The sequence below is a fragment of the Acinetobacter sp. YH12233 genome (assembly GCF_013417725.1).
In the GTDB taxonomy this organism is placed as follows: Bacteria; Pseudomonadota; Gammaproteobacteria; order Pseudomonadales; family Moraxellaceae; genus Acinetobacter.
This window is the reverse complement of record NZ_VPDK01000093.1, coordinates 1-1,074: the sequence shown is the minus strand read 5'-3', so window position 1 is coordinate 1,074 and position 1,074 is coordinate 1. Positions and strand designations below refer to the sequence as shown.

The 1,074-nt window shown below is 39.2% G+C and carries 1 protein-coding gene; it reads left to right on the top strand.

Annotation, left to right across the window (positions count from 1 at the left end):
- Positions 1–104 precede the first annotated feature (104 nt).
- On the top strand, positions 105–1,067 hold the full coding sequence (locus FTV12_RS16385) for an IS30-like element IS18 family transposase (RefSeq protein WP_125279924.1): 963 nt from the start codon (positions 105–107) through the stop codon (positions 1,065–1,067).
- Positions 1,068–1,074: the final 7 nt, after the last annotated feature.

The window sequence follows — 1,074 nt, the reverse complement described above, 5'->3', positions numbered from 1 at the left end:
CGCAGATTCAAATCCCAAGTGCAACACATTTGTAGTTAGTTGAAAAAGTTAGGTGTATTCATAGAATCATTAGACTTTTTCAACTCGCAATTGGAAAGCACACAATGAAGAAATACACCCAACTTTCTCAAGATGAAAGATACGAAATTTATGCTACTTTGAAAAGTAAAAGTTCAATCGCTACCCTTGCTCGGGAATTAGGACGTTCACGATCAACCATCTACCGTGAATTAAAAAGAAATACTGGGCAACGTGGATATAGAGCTCAACAGGCAGCTAAATTTGCAAGTCAAAGACGGTACCGTCCTTCATCATCAATGACAGCATTTGCCTTCGCTTATATTGATTATTTGATTGGTTTGGACTGGTCACCCGAACAAATTTCAGGTGCTTTAACACAACGCGGTTGGCTGGATGTACCTTCACATGAGTGGATTTACCAGTACATTTATCAAGATAAATCAAAAGGCGGTAAACTTCATCTACATTTAAGGCATCAGAAGAAATATCGAAAACGCGGTTACAAAAACACGGATCGTAGGGGTCAAATCATTGATAAAACAAGTATTCACTGCCGAGACCAGGTCATTGATCAACGACAACGTTTAGGAGATTTCGAAGGTGACACGGTGATTGGTAAACATCATAAAGGTGCTTTATTGACTCTCGTTGATCGAAAGAGCCTGTATGTACATATTGTTCATTTAGGGCCAACAAGAGCATCCTCTCAAACGATTACTTGTGCATTAGATCGTTTACAAATGAGCCATGCTTATAGTGTGACATTTGATAATGGCAAAGAATTTTCCGAACACAAAAGAATTACTGATGCTGGCATAGAGACGTATTTTGCTGATCCTTACAAGTCTATTCAGCGAGCTAGAAATGAAAATACGAATGGTTTAATCCGTCAATATCTGCCAAAATCATCATCGTTTGATGGCGTGTCAAACGAACAAATAGAGCAGATAGAATTTGCACTCAACCATCGTCCTAGAAAAACACTAGGTTGGTATACACCGAGTGAAGTTATGGCTGGTTTTTATACTGTTGCACTTGCCGCTTGAATCCGCC